Annotated in this window: 5 protein-coding genes and 1 riboswitch; of the genes, 4 read left to right on the top strand and 1 reads right to left on the bottom strand. The window is 67.3% G+C overall.

All coding sequences use genetic code 11. The features are described 5' to 3' along the window. Positions 1–476: fumarylacetoacetate hydrolase family protein (locus ACWDTP_RS37170; protein WP_450028220.1), on the bottom strand; the 476-nt coding region annotated here is incomplete at its 3' end. Between the two features lie 122 nt (positions 477–598). On the opposite strand from ACWDTP_RS37170, the gene ACWDTP_RS37165 reads away from it, so the two are divergent. The 4 genes from ACWDTP_RS37165 to ACWDTP_RS37150 are packed head-to-tail and all read left to right on the top strand — an operon-like array spanning position 599 to position 4704. Then, positions 599–1900, top strand: coding sequence for an MFS transporter (locus ACWDTP_RS37165; RefSeq protein ID WP_450028219.1), 1302 nt, complete (start codon positions 599–601; stop codon positions 1898–1900). Continuing rightward, entirely contained in the window at positions 1897–3057 is a 1161-nt protein-coding gene (locus ACWDTP_RS37160) for a maleate cis-trans isomerase family protein (protein ID WP_450028218.1), read from the top strand. The genes ACWDTP_RS37165 and ACWDTP_RS37160 overlap by 4 nt, the downstream gene beginning before the upstream one ends. Before the next feature lie 12 nt (positions 3058–3069). Continuing rightward, positions 3070–3981, top strand: a complete 912-nt coding sequence (locus tag ACWDTP_RS37155) for a polysaccharide deacetylase family protein (protein WP_450028217.1) — start codon at positions 3070–3072, stop codon at positions 3979–3981. A 42-nt stretch (positions 3982–4023) separates the two neighbouring features. Next, positions 4024–4704, top strand: coding sequence for a GntR family transcriptional regulator (locus ACWDTP_RS37150; RefSeq protein WP_450028216.1), 681 nt, complete (start codon positions 4024–4026; stop codon positions 4702–4704). A 117-nt stretch (positions 4705–4821) separates the two neighbouring features. Continuing rightward, positions 4822–4919, top strand: a riboswitch (glycine riboswitch). The last annotated feature ends 289 nt before the right edge of the window (positions 4920–5208 follow it).

Below are 5208 nucleotides of genomic sequence, written 5' to 3'. Positions count from 1 at the left end.
CAGACCAGGTCTTCGGGGCCGACATGGGCCGCGGACACCGGCTCGGCCTGCACCAGCCGCCCATCGACCCAGGTCCTGATGAGCACCTCGTCCCAGGCGGGCATATCACCCGGCGCCACCAGGTCGACGCCCAACGGACAGAAGCCGTCGAGCCCTTTGGCCCGCGACCAGTGATCGTCGATCTCCTGCAGGTCACGGGATGTGACGTCGTTGGCGACGCAGTATCCGGCGATGTGCGATCGCGCCTGTTCCGGGGTGAACAGGCCCCGACACCGATCCCCGATGACGACCGCCAACTCCCCTTCGGCGACAACCCGTTTCGCGACGCTGCCGGTCAGCCGCAGGGGTTCACCGGGCCCGATCACCGCGTGGGTGTTCTTGACGAACAGCTGCGGCTCGCGGGGCGGGGCGCTGCCGTCGACGGGAAAGTTGCCTCCGGTGCCCCAGATGGTCCGCACATCGTGTGATCGGTTCACCGCACCTCGATCGGCTGGTCGCATCGTTTACGAATTGGTTACGTCCGGGCCTTGTCCTGGAGCCCCGGCAGCCTTAAGTTGTTTGGCATACCACCTTGGTATACCAGACGAAGGAAGATCGGATGTCCAACACCCGTTGGCGCATGTTCGCCCTGCTTCTCCTCCTCGTAACGGTCAACTACGTCGACCGCGGGTCGTTGTCCGTGGCACTGCCCGCGATCAAAGAGGACTTCCACATCAGCGCGGAGGTCACCGGCATCCTGCTGTCGGCGTTCTTCTGGGCCTACGCGGCCATGCAGATCCCGGCCGGCTGGCTGATCGACCGGTTCGGCCCGCGCAAACTCATCACCGCGGCCTGCACCGGATGGGGCGCCGCGACCGCCGTATCCGGCATGGCACCCAACATCGCCACTATGGCCGTCGCGCGCGGCGCCATCGGCATCGCCGAGGCCCCCATCATGCCCGCCGGCGGCAAACTCAACGCCGCCTTCCTCACCGAGAAGGAACGCGGCCGGGGCGCGACGATTCTCGACGCCGGTGCGCCGTTGGGGTCGGCGATCGGGGGTATCGCGATCGCCGGGCTGATCGCGGCGACCGGCAGCTGGCGGTGGGCCTTCATCGCCGCGGGCGCGGTCACGATGCTCCTGGGCATCTGGGCGTGGCGAGCCATCCGCGACACCCCGCAGGAACACCCCAAGGTCAACGACGCCGAGCGGGAGTACCTCACCGCCGCGCATGACGAGGAGAGCGCCCGCCATCAATCGACGGGTAAGCGGGCCGGGCTGGTCCACTATATGAAGTACCGCAGCTTCTGGGCGATGTGCCTGGGCTGGCTGGGATTCAACGGCGTGTTCTACGGCCTGCTCACCTGGGGCCCGCTGTTCCTCTCGGAGAGCAAGGGTTTCGACCTGAACGCCATCGGCTGGTCCACCTTTGTCATCTTCGGCGCAGGCTTCGTCGGCGAGATCATCGGCGGCCAGCTCGCCGACCGTCTCAAGGAGCAGGGGTACCCGACCAACCGCGTCATGCGGTCCCTGCTGGGCTTCGCCGGGGTGTGCGTGGTCGCGGGCCTGGTGGGCGTGGTGCTCATGCCAGGGCCGATCGCCGCGATCGTGCTGCTGTCGGCCGTGTTGTTCTTCCTGCGCTGGGTCGGCCTGTTCTGGTCGGTGCCGGCCATCCTCGGCGGGCGGGAGGACGCGGGCATCCTTGGTGGCGCGATGAACCTGGCCGGCAACATCTCCGGGTTCGTCACCCCGATGGCCGTCGGGTTCATCGTCGGCGCCACCGGCGGCTACACCTGGGCACTGCTGTACTTCGTGGGCGCCGGACTGATCATGACCACCGCGGTCCTCGTCCTCGACTACGCGAAACGGCTGGCCCCCAAGGCCATCCCTGCCCCCACCACGAACGGAGCTGCAGTATGACCCGCATCGGCATGATCGTTCCTTCGTCGAACACCGCACTCGAGCCTGCCACCACCCGGCTGCTGTCCGACCGCACCGACGTTACCGTGCACTACACCCGGATTCCCGTGCAGGCCATCACCATCGGCGGTGGTGGTGCATCGTTCGACGTTGATACCATGCTCGCCGCCGCACGGCTGCTGGCCGACGCCGAGGTCGACTGCATCGCCTGGAACGGCACCGCCGGGTCCTGGCTCGGCGTCGAGCACGACCGGCAGATCTGCGCGGCGATCACCGAGGCCACCGGCATTCCGGCGACCACATCCACGCTGGCGATCCTGCAGGCGTGTCAGGATTTCGGGGTGACCACGCTGGCCTGCGCTACGCCCTACACCGGCGACGTCGTCGAGGCCATCATCGCCGAGTACGCCCGGCACGGGGTCGAGCTCGTATCGCATGCCGAGTGGGAACTGAGCGACAATCTGTCCTTCGGCGCCCAGCCGCCCGATGCGGTGGCCGAACTCGTGGTGGCGGCCGCGCAGGTGGCGCAGGGCACGCCCGCACCGCACGCGACGGCGTTGATCTGCACCAACGTCGACGGTTCCGCGGTGGCCGGTGAGGTCGAGGGCAAGCTCGGTATCCCGCTGATCGACAGCATCGCCGCCACCCTGTGGTGGGCGCTGGAGACCGCAGGCGCCGATGCGCGCATTCCCGGCGCGGGTCTGCTGTTGAGTCAGGGGGCGTTCCGGCATCGCGTGCAACGGATCGTCACCGAACTTCGGGAACGCACCGGCTGCGATCGCACCACCGCGCGGATCGACGACGCGACGCTGGGTCTGCAGGTGGACCTGTGCGCCGCCGAATCCTGCGCCCCCGGTGTGCGATCCATCCAGCATGACCCATCGCTGGATCAACGCGGTCTGGAGACGGTGAGGTGGCTCGACGAGCACCGCAAGCTGTTGGTGCAACCGGCATTCGTCGAACCGCCGCATCCTCCGCAGGCCCTGTGCGAGGTCTACGGTGTCAGCGCGCAGACGTTGGGTCCGGTGGAACGCGGCGGCGAGCTCGCGGCCTGGTTGTCGGCGCACAGTATCTCCGAGCGGCCCTGGACGAGCGATGATCTGGCCGCGATGGACGATGCGCGCGAGGCCCTCGCGGTACTGCTGAAGACGAACTGAGACGGGAGCATCATGGCAGACAAGAAGATTCAGATCAGTGTCGGTATCGACGTCGACTCCTGCGCAGGCTGGCTGGGCTCCTACGGCGGCCAGGATTCGCCGAATGACATGCAGCGCGGCGTTTTCGCCGGTGAGGTGGGTGTGCCACGGCTGCTCAAACTGCTGGAGCGTCGCAACCTCGTGTCCACCTGGTTCTGGCCTGGCCACTCCCTGGAGACCTTCCCCAAGCAGGCGCAGATGTGCGTGGAGGCCGGGCATGAGATCGGGGCGCACGGCTACAGCCACGAGAACCCGCTGTCCCTGTCGCTGGAGCAGGAACGCGATGTGATGGAGAAGAGCGTCACGCTCGTCGAGCAGCTCACCGGCGCGCGACCCAAGGGCTACGTCGCGCCGTGGTGGGAGCTGAGTGAGAATACCGCCTCGATCCTCGGCGATTACGGCTTCTCCTACGACCATTCGCAGAACTACAACGACTTCGTCCCGTTCTACGCCAGGGTGGGCGACGAGTGGACGCCGATCGACACCACGAAGCCGGCCGCGCACTGGATGAAACCGCTCAAACACGGTCAGGAGATCGACCTCGTCGAGTTCTGCGGCAACTGGTATGTCGACGACCTGCCTCCGATGATGTTCATCAAGAACCACCCGAACTCCCACGGATTCGTCAATCCGCGCGACATCGAGCAGCTGTGGAACGACCAATTCGACTGGGTGTACCGGGAACTCGACTATGCGGTGATCCCGATGACGCTGCACCCCGACGTGTCGGGACGCCCCCAAGTGCTGCTGATGCTGGAACGGCTGCTGGATCGGTGGGCGAGCTTCGACAACGTCGAGTTCGTCACGATGGCGGCCGCGGCCGACGAGTTCCGCGCCCGGTATCCGTTCGGGCAGCCGACACGACCCGATTCCGTCGGCCGCTGACGCTCCGTCGGCGGCCATGCCCATGGCTAAGCTGAGGACACCATGTCCGCGACCCCATCCGATGTTTCGGCCACCAACCTGCTGTTGCGTGGCCGGCTGCTCGATGCCTTGCGGGCCGACGTCATCCGGGGCCGCTACCCGCCCGGCTACCGCCTGGTCGAACGCGATATCGCCGAGGCCTACGGGGTATCCCGGTTGCCGGCCCGCGAGGCGCTGCAGGCGCTGCGGGCCGAGGGCTTCCTCGAGGTCCGCAAGACTCGCAGTCTGGTGGTTCGCGGCTGGACCGAACGCGACGTCAGCGAACTCTTCGACATCCGCCAGGCCCTTGAGGCCATGGCGTGCCGGGAGGCAGCCGACAATCGGACCGACGACGACATCGCCGCGCTGCGCAGTGCCGCCGACACCGCCGACCGCGCCGCCGAACGCGGTGACACCGTGGCCGCCCACGATGCGAATGCGTTGTTTCATCAGCTGCTGGTGACGGCCTCACACAACCGGACGCTCGGCGAGATCATGGCGCCCATCCTGTACCGGGTGCAGTGGCTGGTCCGCCAGATCCCCGACCCGCACACCGTGTCCGGCGATCACCACGAGCTGGTCGACGCGATCGCCGACCAGGATGCCGGTACCGCGCAGAAGCTCGCCGCCGACCACGCCGAACGCAACCGCGCGACCACGCTTCGAACGCTGTTCGCCGATCCGCCGCGTTCGGTGGTCAGCTGACCGCGGTTGACCGGAGGCCTGAAGGACCGCGACTACGCAATTTCAGGGACAGCTGCTACCGTGACACGGGCCACACTCCCGGCACGGAGCGACGGCTCACACAATTCAACATGCCACTGAGTCGCGGCGGGAGAGTCCCGTCAGACATGCAGGCGGGCGCCGCAGGAGCAAATCCTCCCCAGGAATCTCTCAGGCACCGGTATCGCCGCGACTAGGCACCTCTGGAAAGCAGCCGGACCATCCAGTTCCGGCTCACCGACGGGGCAAGCACGTCGTCCGCACCCGGACGGCACGCGAAAACTCTCAGGTCAAGGGACAGAGCGGGGAGGCGCATGGCCCGCGCCCCACCGCGCCTGAGATCCGTGAGGATGACATGTCCCTGTCCAGTGAAACCGCCACGCCCGAGTCGGCGTCTCCGCTCCCCACCGGCGAGGGCCGGCACCTTTCCCGGCAGCTGTCCAACCGGCACATCCAGCTCATCGCCATCGGCGGTGCCATCGGCAC

The organism is Mycobacterium sp. NPDC003449 (assembly GCF_053588415.1).
This window is presented reverse-complemented; position numbering and strand designations above follow the sequence as displayed.